Annotated in this window: 14 protein-coding genes and 1 other RNA gene; 6 read left to right on the top strand and 9 right to left on the bottom strand. The window is 71.2% G+C overall.

The features are described from left to right. Positions 1-91: 91 nt before the first annotated feature. The 5 genes from hflC to E1J50_RS18000 all read right to left on the bottom strand — a co-directional run bounded on the left by hflC (position 92) and on the right by E1J50_RS18000 (position 4631). Positions 92-1054, bottom strand: a complete 963-nt coding sequence (gene hflC / locus E1J50_RS18020) for a protease modulator HflC (RefSeq protein WP_132255220.1) — start codon at positions 1052-1054, stop codon at positions 92-94. Continuing rightward, the gene (hflK, locus tag E1J50_RS18015) at positions 1051-2220 is read right to left on the bottom strand and encodes an FtsH protease activity modulator HflK (protein ID WP_132255219.1); all 1170 of its coding nucleotides are present in this window, start codon (positions 2218-2220) and stop codon (positions 1051-1053) included. The genes hflC and hflK overlap by 4 nt, the downstream gene beginning before the upstream one ends. 219 nt (positions 2221-2439) lie before the next feature. Continuing rightward, positions 2440-2943: a dihydrofolate reductase gene (locus tag E1J50_RS18010; RefSeq protein ID WP_132255218.1), complete on the bottom strand. Its 504-nt coding sequence runs from the start codon at positions 2941-2943 to the stop codon at positions 2440-2442. Between the two features lie 13 nt (positions 2944-2956). Continuing rightward, positions 2957-3751, bottom strand: coding sequence for a thymidylate synthase (locus E1J50_RS18005; protein WP_132255217.1), 795 nt, complete (start codon positions 3749-3751; stop codon positions 2957-2959). Positions 3752-3833: 82 nt separating this feature from the next. Beyond that, positions 3834-4631: a CPBP family intramembrane glutamic endopeptidase gene (locus E1J50_RS18000; protein WP_132255216.1), complete on the bottom strand. Its 798-nt coding sequence runs from the start codon at positions 4629-4631 to the stop codon at positions 3834-3836. A 15-nt stretch (positions 4632-4646) separates the two neighbouring features. On the opposite strand from E1J50_RS18000, the gene ssrA reads away from it, so the two are divergent. Together ssrA and E1J50_RS17990 are read left to right on the top strand one after the other, a co-directional pair. After that, positions 4647-5017: a transfer-messenger RNA gene (ssrA, locus tag E1J50_RS17995) on the top strand. A gap of 68 nt (positions 5018-5085) precedes the next feature. Further along, positions 5086-5706, top strand: a complete 621-nt coding sequence (locus E1J50_RS17990; protein ID WP_132255215.1) for an SspB family protein — start codon at positions 5086-5088, stop codon at positions 5704-5706. A gap of 72 nt (positions 5707-5778) precedes the next feature. On the opposite strand, the gene E1J50_RS17985 is transcribed toward E1J50_RS17990, so the two are convergent. Then, a complete protein-coding gene (locus E1J50_RS17985; RefSeq protein ID WP_132255214.1) occupies positions 5779-7170 on the bottom strand; it encodes a cytochrome P450 in 1392 nt (463 codons plus the stop codon). Positions 7171-7298: 128 nt separating this feature from the next. Here E1J50_RS17985 and fumC point away from each other — a divergent pair, with 128 nt between their 5' ends. From fumC to E1J50_RS17965, 4 genes are all read left to right on the top strand, one after another. Beyond that, on the top strand, positions 7299-8711 hold the full coding sequence (fumC, locus tag E1J50_RS17980; protein ID WP_132255213.1) for a class II fumarate hydratase: 1413 nt from the start codon (positions 7299-7301) through the stop codon (positions 8709-8711). Between the two features lie 60 nt (positions 8712-8771). Next, on the top strand, positions 8772-8963 hold the full coding sequence (locus tag E1J50_RS17975; RefSeq protein ID WP_132255212.1) for a DUF4169 family protein: 192 nt from the start codon (positions 8772-8774) through the stop codon (positions 8961-8963). Positions 8964-8973: 10 nt separating this feature from the next. Further along, positions 8974-9198, top strand: a complete 225-nt coding sequence (locus tag E1J50_RS17970) for a ribbon-helix-helix domain-containing protein (RefSeq protein ID WP_132255211.1) — start codon at positions 8974-8976, stop codon at positions 9196-9198. Between the two features lie 83 nt (positions 9199-9281). Continuing rightward, entirely contained in the window at positions 9282-10622 is a 1341-nt protein-coding gene (locus E1J50_RS17965; protein ID WP_132255210.1) for a tetratricopeptide repeat protein, read from the top strand. A 9-nt stretch (positions 10623-10631) separates the two neighbouring features. Here E1J50_RS17965 and glcF read toward each other — a convergent pair whose 3' ends face one another. The 3 genes from glcF to E1J50_RS17950 all read right to left on the bottom strand — a co-directional run. Next, positions 10632-11993, bottom strand: a complete 1362-nt coding sequence (gene glcF / locus E1J50_RS17960; protein WP_132255209.1) for a glycolate oxidase subunit GlcF — start codon at positions 11991-11993, stop codon at positions 10632-10634. 121 nt (positions 11994-12114) lie between these two features. Then, complete coding sequence (locus E1J50_RS17955; RefSeq protein WP_132255208.1) at positions 12115-13299, bottom strand: FAD-binding protein; 1185 nt, start codon at positions 13297-13299, stop codon at positions 12115-12117. Between the two features lie 84 nt (positions 13300-13383). Next, positions 13384-14280, bottom strand: an 897-nt coding sequence (locus E1J50_RS17950) for a lipopolysaccharide biosynthesis protein (RefSeq protein ID WP_207919235.1), incomplete at its 5' end; no start/stop codon positions are given.

The raw sequence follows: 14280 nt of genomic DNA, 5'->3' as shown, positions 1-14280 counted from the left end.
CATTAGATCGGCGACACGGGTCCGGGTTCAAGGGCACGCGCGGACCCGCCGCGGCCGGCAGGCCGCAGCCGGTCCGCGCGCCTCTCCCGCCTCAGCGCGCCGTGCCGACGGTGGAGCCCGTCGCCGCGCTCGGGTCGCCCGTCCCGCGCGGTGTGCCGGATTGCGCCGCGCGGCCCTGCGGATCGCCGAAAAAGCGGAAGAAATCCGAGTTCGGGCTGATCACGAGGCGGGTGTCGGAGCCCTTCAGGCCGGCTTCGTAGGCCTGCATCGAGCGGTAGAAGCTGAAGAAGTCCGGGTCCTTGCCGAAGGCCTCCGCCAGGATGCGGTTGCGGTCCGCGTCGCCCTGGCCCCGGAGCTGCTCCGACTTCTGGTTCGCCTCCGCCAGGATGACGGTGACATCGCGGTCGGCCCGCGCCCGGATGGTCTGGGCGATCTGCTCGCCGTTCGCCCGGACGTCGGCGGCCTCGCGCTTGCGCTCGGTCTTCATGCGCTCGTAGACCGCCGAGCTGTTCTGCGCCGGAAGGTCGACGCGGGTCATGCGCAGGTCGACGATCTCGACGCCGAGGCTCTTGGCCTGCCGGTTCACGTCCTCCTGGATCTCGTTCATCAGCCGCATGCGGTCGGTCTTCACGATCGCGTCGCGGGTCGAGCGGGCGAGGACGTTGCGCAGGGCCGAGTTGGTGAAGCTCGCCAGCCGCTGGTTGGCCAGCCCGATATTGCCGACCGACTGGTAGAAGCGCAGCGGGTCGACGATCCGGTAGCGGGCGAAGGCGTCGACCTCGAGATTCTGGCGGTCGGCCGTCAGCAGCGCCTGGACCGGCAGGTCGAGGTCGAGCACGCGCTTGTCGAAGACGATGACGTTCTCGATGAACGGCACCTTGAAGTAGAGGCCCGGCCGGTCCTCGCCGGTCTGGTTCAGCACGGCGCGCACGCGCCCGAGCTGCAGGACGAGGGCCTGCTGCATCTGCCCCACGGTGAAGACCGAGGCGTAGAGCCCGACGGCGATGGCCGCGACGAGGACGACGAGGCCGGTGCGGAAAGCGTTGCCGTTCATCGTGCCGCCCCACCCGCCTGCTGGCCGCCGCGGCCGCCGAATTCCGTCAGCGGCAGCACGGGCAGCACGCCCGCGGCCGCGTTGGTGCCGGCCGCGCCGCCGCTCTGGTCGATGATCACCTTGTTCACGGAGCCGAACACCTTCTCCATCGTTTCCAGGAAGATGCGCTCGCGGCTGATCGCAGGCGCGGTCCTGTAGGATTCGTAGACCTGCTGGAAGCGGGCGGCCTGGCCGGTCGCGTCGGCGGTGGCCTGCGTCCGGTAGGCCTCGGCCGCCTGCACCACTTGGGAGGCGCGGCCGCGCGCCTGGGGCACCTCGCGGGAGGCGTAGGTCTTGGCCTCGTTCTGCAGGCGCTCCGCGTCCTGCTGGGCGGCGTTCACGTCGATGAAGGCGGGCCGCACTTCCGGCGGCGGCGTCACGCTGACGAGCTGCACCACCTCGATGCGCACGCCCGCGCCGTACTCGTCGAGCGCGGCCTGGACGATCTCCTTGACCTCCTGCGCGATGCTCGACTGCTCGTTCGTCAGGATCGCCTGGATGTTGCGGCGGCCGATCACCTCGCGCATCGCGCTCTCGGAGATCGCCTTGATGGTGCCTTCCGGGTTCTGCAGGTTGAAGACGTAGTCCGACGCCTTGAGCGGGTTGACGCGCCACTGCACCTCGAAGTCGAGATCGACGATGTTCTCGTCGCCCGTGAGCATCAGGCTCTCCTCGGGCACGTCGCGGGAGCGCCCCTGGGTGCCCACGCCCGAGCGGTAGCCGATCTGGATCGAGTTCACCTGGCCGACATTCGGCTTCACGACGCCGCCGATCGGATAGGGCAGGTTGTAGCGCAGGCCCTCGCCCTTGGAGCCGACGTAGCGGCCGAAGACGGTCTCGATGCCGACCTGGTTCGGCGCGACCGTGTAGAAGCCCGTGAACAGCCAGATCGCCACCGCGGCCACGCCGATGACCACGATGCCGCGGCCGCCGCCGAAGGACCCTCCGGGCATCACGCCGCGCAGGCGGTCCTGCCCGCGGCGGAGCAGATCCTCGAGGTCCGGAGGGGTCTTGCCGCCGCCGCCGCCGCCGCCGGTGCCCCAGGGGCCTCCGCCGTTGCCGCCGCCGCGGCCCCAGGGCCCTCCCCCGCCGCTGCCGCCGCCGCCGCTCTGATTGCTCCAAGGCATCCTTGAGGTCTACTCCAGCTCATCCGGGGCCGGGGCGCCGAAGGCGTCCCAGGGGTGCCAAGCACCTGATTGGGCGCGCCCACTCCTGTCAAGGCTCGCCCCCGGAGCGCAGGTGGGCACTTCGCCCCACTAAGACAACCGCGACGCGGTGCCCATGCTCCACAAGGGATTAAGAAGCGGGCGCGCGGGACCCCGGGAGATTACCGAGCCCGGCCGGCCTCAGCGGATCCTTTCCAGGTCGACGAAGGTGAAGGCGTGCTCGTCGTGCTCGCCCGCACCGTGCGCCTCCCGCAGGGTCTCCCGGAACGCCGACCGGTCGTAGGGGGGAAACAGGGTGTCGCCCTCCGGCGAGGCGTCGACCTCGGTGAGGTGGATGCGGTCGGTGTGCGGCAGCGCCATGGCGTAGATCTCGCCGCCGCCGACCACCATCAGCTCCCCCGCGGCGCCCGCCGCCGCGAGCGCCCCGTCCCAGTCGTGGACCACCGTGACGCCCTCGGCCGAGAAGCTGCGGTCCCGGGTCAGGACGAGGTTCGCCCGGCCCGGCAGCGGCCGGCCGAGGGATGCGAAGGTCTTGCGGCCCATCAGGATCGGCTTGCCCATCGTGAGCGCCTTGAACCGGCGCAGGTCGCTGCGCAGGCGCCACGCCATGTCGTTGTCGCGCCCGATGACGCCGTTCCTCGCCACCGCGACGACGAGGGTGATGCGGGGTGTGGGGCTCTGCATGGCGCGCGGCTCCTCAGATCGCCACGGGCGCGGAGATCGCCGGGTGCGGCTCGTAGCCCTCGATCGCGACATGCGCGAAGCGGAAATCCGCGAGCTCGCGGATGGCGGGGTCGAGGCGCAGGCGCGGCAGCGCTCGCGGCTCGCGGGTGAGTTGCAGCCGGGCCTGCTCCAGATGGTTCAGGTAGAGATGGGCATCGCCGAAGGTGTGGACGAAATCGCCCGGCGCGAGGCCCGTCACCTGCGCGATCATCTGCGTCAGCAGGGCGTAGCTCGCGATGTTGAAGGGCACGCCGAGGAAGGCGTCGGCCGAGCGCTGGTAGAGCTGGCAGGAGAGCCGCCCCTCGGCGACGTAGAACTGGAACAGGCAGTGGCAGGGCGCGAGCGCCATCTTCCCGAGGTCGGCCGGGTTCCAGGCCGAGACGATGAGGCGGCGCGAATCCGGGTTGCGGCGGATCTCGGCCACCACCTCGGCGATCTGGTCGACGGTCCCGCCGCCCGGCTTCTCCCAGGAGCGCCACTGCTTGCCGTAGACCGGGCCGAGATCGCCCTCGGCATCCGCCCACTCGTCCCAGATCGTCACGCCCTCCGCCTGGAGGGCGCGCACGTTGGTGTCGCCGGAGAGGAACCAGAGCAGTTCGTGGATGATCGAGCGCAGGTGCAGCCGCTTCGTCGTCACGAGCGGGAAACCCTGGCCGAGGTCGAAGCGCATCTGGTGACCGAACACCGAGAGCGTGCCGGTGCCGGTGCGGTCCTCCTTGCGCACGCCCTCGTCGAGGATGCGGCGGAGAAGCTGGTGATAGGCGTCCATGGGCTCGGGCTCCTGGCCCGGCTTAGCCCGGAGCGCCGGCATTGGCGAGGCGGCCGGGCGGGTTATCCTCGCTGTGCCCGCCTCAACCCGGCGCCGGCCAGAGCACGTAGGCGACGAGGGCTAGGTTGCTCCAGCCGTGCAGCGCGATGCAGGGCCAGAGCCGCCCGGTCCGCCAGCGCAGCCAGCCGAGCATCAGGGCGAGCGGCAGCAGGGAGACGGGCCGGGCGAGCCCCCAGGCCGAGACGTGGGCGAGCGCGAACAGGAGCGCGGTGACGAGGATCGCGAGGGCGGGCGGCAGGAAGCCGCGGGCCTGCGCGAAGATCTCGCCCCGGATGAGGAGCTCCTCGGCCGCCGGTGCCACGATCACCACGTAGGCGAGCCAGGCCGCCACGGAGGCCGCGCTCAGCGTCGGCGAGAGCTTCACCCCCTGCGCGAAGGTGGCGCCGAACGCCTCGGCCGTCCCCGTAACCCAGGTGATGTGCAGGATCGGCCAGAGGAGCAGGACGAGGAGGAGGTGGCGCGCCCGCATGCCGTTCGGCCGCGTCCGGTCGAGGGCGAGGCGCTCGCGCCAGCCCGAACCGTGGCGCCAGATGACGGTGAGCAGCACGAGCAGGACGAGATTGACCTGCAGGAGGATGTCGGCGGCGAGCTCGCGCCGGGCGAGGCTCGCCGCGCCGATATTCGGGCGCCGGTCCGTCGACAGGAGCGGGTCGATCCCCTCGATCAGGTCCGCGCCGACGCGTACGGCCAGAATCGCCATCAGCTTGGCGGCGCCGAGATAGAGGATGACGGCCGCGGCGAGGCCGAGGAGGCGCAGAAAACCGGAGCCGAGGCGGCGCCAGATCGAGGCCGGCGGTGGCGTCGGCGCCTCATTGGGCATCGGAGCGCTACGTTCGGGCTTCAAAACCGGAGCGATCCCCCCTATATTCACCTTGCCGGGCGCAAGGCCGGCTATGGCGATAAACGTTCTTCGCAATAAACCTATCGGACCCGGGGGCGGTACCCGGCGCCTCCACCCGAACCCAGGGCCTATGGACGCAGCGGCGTTGGGTTTCGGCGGGGGCGAAATAGGATCGACGAGGGCGTAAAGGTTGAGCTTTCGCTCGGCATGGTTCCGCCGTTATCGGGCCTTTGCAATAGTTGCCAACGACAACTTTGCTCCGGTGGCGGTGGCTGCGTAAGCAGTCCCCAAAACCGATCTAAAGTCCTAGCGGTTAGCATCGTTTAGGCGGGGTTCGGAGGCACCTGGCAACAGAAGCCTCCACTCGATTTTCCATCCGGTGCGCCCGACCGCGCGGCACTGCCGGCAGGTGGCCCGGGCAAAGCGACCGCAGATGGCAGACGACCTGATCCGTTACGATCTCCTAGTGCAGGATGCCCTGCGCGGCGTGGTCCGCAAGGTGCTCACGGACGCGGCCCGGGAGGGGCTGGCCGGCGAGCATCACTTCTACGTGTCGTTCCGGACCGAGGCGCCGGGCGTGCGGATGTCGCAGCGCCTGCGCGAGAAGTACCCGCAGGACATGACGATCGTCCTGCAGCACCAGTTCTGGGATCTCGGCGTCACCGAGCACTCGTTCGAGGTCGGGCTCTCCTTCTCGGGTGTGCCCGAGCGTCTGCTCGTCCCCTTCGATGCCCTGACCGGCTTCTTCGACCCCTCCGTGCAGTTCGGCCTGAAGTTCGACCTGAGCGACGGGAACGAGATCGCCGAGGACGAAGCGCCGGCGCTTCCCGCGAAGCCCGGCCCGCGCGGCGCCGCCTCCGAGCCGAGCGAGACCAAGCCGAAGAGCACCGGGCTCGCCGCGATCGGCAACGGGGCGCCGAAGGTCGTCCCAGCCCTGCCCGGCGCCGGAAAGCCCGAGGAGGCGAAGCCCGCCGCCCGCAAGGAGGGTGAGGGCGAAGGCGCCGAGACGGGCGCCGAGGTGGTCAGCCTCGACGCGTTCCGCAAGAAGAGCTGAGCCCCCCGCTCCCCTTGGGGAGAGGCCGGGTCGGCGCGAGCCCGAAAGGGGGCGGCCGGCGTCTTCCCCGTCCTAGCCCCTCCGCTCCACCCGCATCCTCAGCCCGTGCTCCGGCCGCAGCGTCACCCGGTGGAGCGGCGTGACCGGCGCGTGGTCCTCCGGCAGGGAGAGGCGGACGTTGCGCACGATATGCGCGAGCGCGATGACCTGCTCCTGCAGCGAGAAGCTCTGGCCGATGCAGACCCGCGGGCCGGCCCCGAAGGGCAGGTAGGCGTAGCGCGGGATCGCCTGCCGGGCGGTGCCGAGGAAACGCTCCGGCGCAAAGGCGTCGGGATCCTCCCACAGCGTCCGGTGGCGGTGCAGCACGTAGGGCGCCACCATCACGAGCGAGCCGCGCGGGATCTTGATGCGGCCGATCCGGTCGTCCCGGACCGCCTGACGGCTCATGAAGGGCACGGGCGGGAACAGGCGCATCGCCTCCTCCATGACCGCCTTCGCGAAGGGCAGATCGGCGGGCGCGAAGCCCGCCTCGCCGGAATCGGCGGCGTCGACCTCCGCTTCCAGCCGCGCCCGCGCGGCCTCGTCCTGCGACAGGCAGTAGAGCGCCCAGGTCAGGGCGTTGGCCGTGGTCTCGTGCCCGGCCGCGATGAAGGTGACGATGTTGGCCTTCACCTCGAGGTCGGTGAGCCCCTGCCCCGTCTCCGGGTCCTGCGCGGCGAGGAGCAGGGTCAGCAGGTCCCGCGGCGCCTCGCCCGCCTCCATGAGCCGGCGGCGGCGGTCGATCAGCTCGTCCACCACCTCGGCGAAGAAGCGGATGGCGGGCCGCGCCCGCAGGCGGCCGATCCGCGGCACGAAGGCGGGCACGCCGAACACGTCGAGGGGGTCGATCGGGCCGACCGCCTCGAGGAAGCGCGTGATGGCGCGCCCGAGCGCGTCCGGATCGCTCGGCAATCCGTAGGTGAAGATCGTCCGCTCGAGCACGTCGAGGGTCACGCGCGTCATCTCGAGGGCGACGTCGACCCGCGTCCCGTCGCGCCGGGCGAGACGGCGGCCGATCCGGGCGCCCGCCGCGTTCATGGCGGGCGCGAAGCCGTCCACGGTGCGCACATTGAAGATCGGCGCCAGCATCCGCCGCTGCAGCCGCCACTCGTCCCCCTCGGCCGTGAGCAGCCCGTTGCCGAGCCCCGGCGCGAGGACGCGGCGCTGCAGGTCGTCCTTGCGGTAGTTGCGCGCGTTCTCGACGAAGAGGTAGCGGATCAGGTCCGGGTCGCTCACCACGGTCACGCGGCCCATCGCCCCCTCCCCGGCCACCACGGGCGCGGTGAAATGGTCCTCCATCCACGTCGTGATGGGGTTGGCGCGGGCGGCCCTGAGGAAGGCGAACAGGCCCATCGGCTCCCGCAGCGGCGGCGGCACCTTGGGGCGGAAGCGGGCTTCGGGCAGGCTCGTGGTCAGGCTCAGCATCCGGCCTCGCTCGGTCTGGCATCGCCCAACAGGCGTTGCGGTTTGTCAGACGGGTGGAAAACCGCCATCGCGATTTGCGTACGCCTGCCGTAAGTAGGTGCGGCGCAAACAGAGACGTAGAGGCCACGATGTCGCCGCAGCCCGAGACCGCCACCCGCACGGAATCCGACACGTTCGGGCCGATCGAAGTCCCGGCGCATCGCTACTGGGGCGCGCAGACGCAGCGCTCGATCCAGAACTTCAAGATCGGCACCGAGCGGATGCCGGCTCCCCTCGTCCACGCGCTCGGCCTCGTGAAGCAGGCGGCGGCCCTGGTGAACAAGGACCTCGGCGTCCTCGAGCCGCGGCTCGCCGACGCCATCGCCGAATCGGCCGCCGAGGTGGTGGCCGGCCGCTACGACGACGAGTTCCCGCTCGTCGTCTGGCAGACGGGCTCGGGCACGCAGTCCAACATGAACGCCAACGAGGTCATCGCGAGCCTCGCCAACGAGCGCCTCGGCGGCCAGCGCGGCGGCAAGGCGCCGGTCCACCCGAACGACCATTGCAACCGCGGCCAATCCTCGAACGACACCTTCCCCACCGCGATGCACATCGCGGCCGCCCGCGAGATCAACGACCGGCTGATGCCGGCGCTGACGCACCTGCACACCGCGCTCGACGCCAAGGCCAAGGCCTTCGAGGGCATCGTGAAGATCGGCCGCACGCACCTGCAGGACGCGACGCCCGTCACCCTCGGCCAGGAATTCTCCGGCTACGCGGCCCAGGTGGCGCTGGGCGGCGCCCGCGTCGCCGCGACCCTGCCGGGCCTGCTGGCGCTCGCCCAGGGCGGCACGGCCGTCGGCACCGGCCTCAACGCGCATCCGCGCTTCGCCGACGCCTTCGCCGCCAAGGTCGCCGAGCTGACCGGGCTCGGCTTCACCTCGGCCGAGAACAAGTTCGAGGCGCTGGCGAGCCACGACGCCCTCGTCTTCGCGCAGGGCGCGCTCTCGGCTCTCGCCGCCGGCCTGTTCAAGATCGCCAACGACATCCGCCTGATGGGCTCGGGCCCCCGCTCCGGCCTCGGCGAGATCTCGCTGCCCGAGAACGAGCCCGGCTCCTCGATCATGCCCGGCAAGGTCAACCCGACCCAGGCCGAGGCGCTGACGATGGTCTGCACCCAGGTCGTCGGCAACGGCACCACCGTCTCCTTCGCGGGCAGCCAGGGCCATTTCGAGCTGAACGTGTTCAAGCCCGTGATCGCCAACGCCGTGCTGCAATCGATCCGGCTGCTCGCGGACGCGGCGGTGAGCTTCGCCGACAATTGCGTCGTCGGCATCAAGCCGAACGAGGACCGCATCGCCGACCTGATGAGCCGCTCGCTGATGCTGGTGACGGCGCTCGCCCCCTCGATCGGCTACGACAAGGCCGCCGAGATCGCCAAGACCGCGCACAAGAAGGGCACCACCCTGAAGGACGAGGCGCTGCGGCTCGGCTACGTGTCGGAGGAGGAGTTCGACCGGGTCGTGCGCCCGAAGGACATGCTGGCGCCCGGCGCCGAGTAGGTGCAGCATCCCGCGGCGCGGACCCGGCTCCGCGCCGCTCCCTGGAACGAGGAGGCAGGCATGGGCGAGATCATCAACCTCCGCCAGGCCCGGAAATCGCGGGAGCGCGCCGCGAAGGCGGAGGAGGCGGCGCAGAACCGCGTCCTGTTCGGGCGCCCGAAGAAGGCCAAGACCCTGGCCGACGCCCGCAAATCCCTGGAACGGGACCGCCACGAGGGCCACCGCCTGCACTCCGACGACCCGGAGGGGTGAGCCGGGCGGCATGATCGCGATCAACGTCGCCAAGCGCTCGGTGATGATCGCGGGACACCGCACGAGCGTGTCGCTGGAGGAGCCCTTCTGGGAGGCGCTCCGGGAGATCGCGCAGGGCCGGAACCTCTCCGTCCAGGCCCTGATCGGCGAGATCGACGCGGGCCGCGAGGGCCAGAACCTATCCTCGGCGATCCGGGTCTTCGTGCTGGCCGCCTATCGCGGCCCGCAATCTTGACGCGCACCTGTGAAGAATCGCTACGCTTTCGCTGCCGGCCGGTCTAATCTTCGCCCCCGCGACCATTGAACAGCGGGGATGTGATGGCCGGATCGAGCGCGCCGAATGCCGAGGACGAGGGCCTGTCCCTCGCCGAAGCCTTGGACATCGCGCTGCGGGCCCATCAGGCGGGCGATGGCGCGGTGGCGGAAACCGTCTATCGCCGGATCCTCGACGTAGCTCCCGAGAGCGCGGACGCCCTCCACTACCTCGCCATCCTCCTCCACCAGACCGGGCGCTCCGTCGAGGCGATCCGGCTGATGGAGCGTGCCATCGAGATCGAGCCCGACGAGGCGGGCCTGCACAACAACCTCGGCAACATTCTGTTCGAGTTGGACCAACCTGAAATTGCGCTCAAGGTCTACGAGCGGGTTCTGCTCCTCGAGCCGGGCCACACCAATGCCCGCAACAACCTCGGCGTGACGCTGCGCGTCCTCCGCCGCCCGGACGAGGCCGAGGCGGTCTATCGCGAGGCGATCGCCCTCGATCCCGAGCACCGCGAGGCCTGGGACAATCTCGGCCGCCTGCTCGCGAGCCGGGGCCGCATCCAGGAGGCGATCGGCTGCCACGCCAAGGCGCTCGAGCTTGAGCCGAACAATGCCGGCAGCCGCCGCTTCATCGTCGCGGCCTACACGGCGGCCGGGGTCTACGACCGGGCGCTCGAGATCCTGCAAGCGTGGCGGCGCGACGAGCCGGACAACCCCTCGGTCCACCATCTCATCGCCTCGATCTCCGGCGTCGGCGTGCCGGAGCGGGCGAGCGACCGCTACGTTGAGGCTTTGTTCGACGGTTTCGCCAACAGCTTCGACCACAAATTGGCCCGCCTCGACTACCGGGCGCCGGAACTCTGCGCGGCCTCCGTCGCCGAAGCCTATCCCCGCCCGGCCGCCGATCTCGCCGTGCTCGATGCCGGCTGCGGTACGGGCCTGTGCGGGCCGCTGCTGCGCCCGTATGCGCGCGACCTCGGCGGCGTCGACCTGTCGGGCAAGATGCTGGAGAAGGCGGCCGCCCGCGGCCTCTACGATGCGTTAGAGCGGGCGGAACTGACGGCGTATCTCGCCGCCCGGCCCGGGGCCTACGACCTCGTCCTGTCGGCCGACACGCTCTGCTATTTCGGCGCCCTCGACGCCGTCCTCGCCGCGGCCCGGACGGCGCTGCGCCCGGGCGGCCGCTTCGTCTTCAGCGTCGAGGCGCTGGAGGAGGCCGAGGGCACGCGGCTCAACGCGCATGGCCGCTACAGCCACGCCAAGTCCCATGTCGAGGCGGCAGCCGGGGCGGCCGGCTTCTCCATCGAGGCGATCGACCGGGTCGTTCTGCGCCTGGAACGGGCGGAGCCCGTGACCGGCTACGTCGTGCGGCTGGGCTCCGGCGACCGCGCCCCCTGACGCGCCGCCCTACTCGGCGGCCACCGGGAGCGCGCGCTCCGGGAGGGCGGCCAGCGCCTCCGGCTTCGGGCCTCCCGTCGCCCAGTCGAGCAATTCCACCGTGTGGACGATCGGCAGGTCCGTTCCCTTCCCGATCTGCGTCGCGCAGCCGATATTGCCCGTGGCGATGAGGTCGGGCTGCATCCGCTCGATGTTGGCCACCTTGCGGGCGCGCAGCCGCTCGGCAATCTCCGGTTGCAGAATGTTGTAGGTGCCGGCCGAGCCGCAGCAGATGTGGCCCTCCGGCACGTCCTTCACGAGGAAGCCCGCCCGCTTCAGGAGGTTCTTCGGCTCCGTGCGGATGCCCTGGCCGTGCTGCATCGAGCAGGCCGAGTGGTACGCGACGACGAGGTCGCTCTCGATGACCGGCTCGTTGAGCCCGAGGCTCGCGACATATTCCGTCACGTCTTTCGCGATGGACGAGACCCGCGCGGCCTTCTCGGCATAGGCCGGGTCGTTGCGGAACATGAAGCCGTAATCCTTGATCGTCGTGCCGCAACCGGAGGCGGTGACGACGATGGCGTCGAGACCCTTGCCGTCCGCCTGCGCGTCCATCTCGGCGATCCAGGCGTCGATGGTGCGCTTGGCGAAGGCATGGGCGGAATCCTCGCGGCCCATATGGTGGGTCAGCGCTCCGCAGCAGCTCTCGCCCTTCGGCTGCACCACCTCGACCCCGTGGCGATTGAGCAGCCGGATCGCCGCCTCGTTGAAGTCGGGCCGCAGGACGCTCTGGGCGCAGCCGCGCAGGAGGGCGACGCGGCCGCGGCGCGCAGGGGCGTTGGCGGGCGGCGGAAACACGCCGGGCCGGTCGGTCGGGTTCCGGCCGGGCAGGGTCGCGGGGGCGAGGTCGAGCATCGCGGCGAGCCGGTTGCCGACCCGCGGCAGGCGGGCGACGACCGAGCGGAAGGGCTGGCCGAGCTTGGCGCCGAGCAGGGCGAGGCGGAACCGGTTCGGGTAGGGCAGCACCGCCGCGAGCAGCGCGCGCAGCCAGCGGTCCTCGGGCGGCCGCACGAAGGTCGTCTCGATATGCGACCGGGCGTGATCGACGAGGTGCATGTAATGCACGCCGGAGGGGCAGGTCGTCATGCAGGACAGGCAGGAGAGGCAGCGGTCGACGTGCTTGACGACCTCGGCGGTCGCCGGCTTGCCGCCCTCCAGCATGTCCTTGATCAGGTAGATGCGCCCGCGCGGCGAGTCGAGCTCGTCGCCCAGGAGCAGGTAGGTCGGGCAGGTCGCGGTGCAGAAACCGCAATGGACGCAGGTGCGCAGGATCTTCTCCGAGGCCGCCATGGCGGGATCGGCGAGCTGCGCGAGGCTGAAATTCGTCTGCACGGTCGTTTCCTCGGCGCGGTCCGGCGGGTCTCGGGCGCCGCCTGGACCGGACACGTCACTCTGGAATGAGAATGCTTACACGAACCCGGGCGCGCATGGGGGCGCCCGATGTCGCGTCGGCTCAGATCCCGGCGTACATCCGACCCGTATTGAAGATGCCGGCGGGGTCGTGCGCCGCCTTCACGCCCTGGCTGACCCGCAGCAACGGGTCCGGCAGCGGCTCGAAGACCGGAACGGCCGCCCGCACCGGCTCCGGCGCCCGCACCAGGGTGGCGTGGCCGCCGAAGGCGCGCAGCGCCGAGCGGATCGCCTCGGCGCCCGCATCCCCGGCCGCGTCGATGGCGAGCCAGATCAGGCCGCCACCCCAATCGTAGAACCAGCGCGCGGCCCTGGCCCGGCCGATGGCGGCGGCGACCGCCGGGCCGTGCGTCGGCGCGGTCGAGAGCCGCCAGACCGCCTCGCCCGTCCCCGCGAAGAAGCCCACGTCGCGCACGGCGGTCCAGAGGGTGTCGCTCGCCGCGCCCTCGATCAGGGTCGCTTGGCCGAAGCGCTTGAGGAGGCGTCGCAATTCGCCCGCGCGATAGTCGATCGAGGCGGCGAAGCCCTCGACCCGCATCAGGGTCAGCGCCTGCGCGTCCGCGACGCCACCGGGCAGGTGCGCCGCGCCCGTCAGCTCGAACGGCGAGCCGAGGGCCGCGGAGAGCGCCTCGACGGCGCGGGCGTCGTCGAGCCCCTCGATGACGAGGGTGGCCACCCGCTCCTGGACGGGGAGGACCTTGAAGACGACCTCGGTGAGCAGGCCGAGGGTGCCCCAGGAGCCGGCCATCAGCTTCACGAGATCGAGGCCGGTGACGTTCTTCATGACGCGGCCGCCGGACTTGATCACCTCGCCGCGCCCGTTGACGAAGCGCACGCCGATCAGGCTGTCGCGGGCCGCACCCGCGTTGATCCGGCGGGGCCCGGAATTGTTGATCGCGGCGACCGCCCCGATCGTCGGCTCGCCGGCCGAGCCGAGGAGCCCGCGATGGTCCATCGGCTCGAAGGGCAGCATCTGGCCCTGCCCGGCCAGGAGGTCCCGCACCTCGGAGAGCGGCGTCCCGGCCCGGGCGCCGACCACCATCTCGGCGGGTTCGTAGAGGGTGATCCCGGTCAGCCCGCGGGCGGAGAGCGTCGCCTCGTCCTGTGCGGGTCGGCCGAGGCCGGCCTTGGTGTCTCCGCCGACGAGGCGCAGCCGCTCGGCCCGGCCGGCGGCCTCGCGTACGGTGTCGGCCGCCTCGTTCTCGGCCTGCGGCTCGTATGAACGCATCGTTTCCTGCCCGCTCCGGGTCCCCTTGCCGGGGTCCCTTTAGGCGGGATCATGCGGGTTTGCACCCGCGTTTCAAGCCGCAGCCTATTCGGCCGGGGCGGGATGCCGCCCGCGGATGCGATCCTCGACGGCGCCGCGCAGACCCGCGATGTCGAAGGCCCAGACGATGGCACCGTAGAGCACCATGCCGAGCGGCACGCAGAGCGCCAGCGCGGTGGCGGGCGGCAGATCGCGGAAGGGCGCGAGCGCCAGCCCCATGGCGAGGCAGGCCGCTGCCGCCGCTGCGATCTCCCGCCAGGGCAGGACGAGGCGATTCGGTCCCGTCAGCGCCCGCAGGGCGAGACCGAGGAAGGCTGCCCCGAGCCCGGCCGTCTGCGCGAGCGCGATGCCAGCCGGCCCGAAGCGGGACGGCAGCACGAGCAGGCCGATCCCGTTGACGGCGAGGCCGAGAAACGCCGCCGCGATGACGGGCATCGTCTTCCGCCGGATCTGGAAGACCGGGTTCAGGGCGAAATGCATCAGCGAGAGGCAGAACAGGCCCGGGACAAGGAGAACCGCGTAGATGGCGAAGGGGCCGCGATAGGCCTCCGGCACCACCAGCGCCTGCAACGCCGGCAGGATCGCCCAGAAGCCGACGGCGCAGGGCAGGAGCAGCGCGACCACGGTCGCCGCATTGCGGGCCACCTGCCGCTCCGCCTCGGCGGCGCCGTGATGCTCCTCCGCCCGGACGGCGATCTGGAACAGGAGCAGGTCCAGGGCGGTGCCGAGGGTGCTGAGGCTGCGCAGGGTCACGTCGGCGGCGAGGGCGAAGTAGCCGGCCTCCGCGAAGCCCGCCTGCGCGGCGAGGGTCGCCCGGTTGAAGAAGGGCATCGCCTGATAGATCGCGTTGGCGGCGATGAGCGGCAGGCCGTAGATCAGGAACAGCCGCCACGTCTCGCGCAGCCGCACCCGCTGGACCGGAACCGACGGATCGCGCAGCGG

Origin of the sequence: Methylobacterium segetis, from assembly GCF_004348265.1 — a bacterium.
Lineage (GTDB): Bacteria > Pseudomonadota > Alphaproteobacteria > Rhizobiales > Beijerinckiaceae > Methylobacterium > Methylobacterium segetis.
Note: the sequence above shows the minus strand (reverse complement) of the source record. Positions and strands in the feature narration are given on the sequence as shown.